Origin of the sequence: Rhodococcus sp. IEGM 1307 (assembly GCF_030056915.1) — a bacterium.
GTDB lineage: Bacteria > Actinomycetota > Actinomycetes > Mycobacteriales > Mycobacteriaceae > Rhodococcus_F > Rhodococcus_F opacus_D.
Genome location: NZ_JASHKW010000124.1, coordinates 1 through 223, shown reverse-complemented (window position 1 = coordinate 223; position 223 = coordinate 1). Strand labels below are relative to the sequence as shown.

General features: G+C 68.6%; 1 pseudogene. It reads left to right on the top strand.

Annotated elements, in window-relative coordinates:
- Positions 1-223: pseudogene (locus QM841_RS43025) on the top strand (NADH:flavin oxidoreductase); the annotation flags it as partial.

Sequence of the window (223 nt, the reverse complement as noted above, 5' to 3'; positions counted from 1 at the left end):
TGCTCGGCGAGACCCCCGATCTGTGGGACGTCGTGCTGGGCAGCTGGGAGGACGACTCCGTCACGTCGCGGGTCGGTCCCGAGGCGGAGCAGGAACCATACGTACGCGGTCTGAAGCAGCTCCCCACGAAACCCGTCGTCGGCGTCGGCCGCTTCACCTCGCCCGACACGAGGCTGCATCAGGTCAAGAGCGGAATCCTCGACTTCATCGGGGCGGCCCGCCC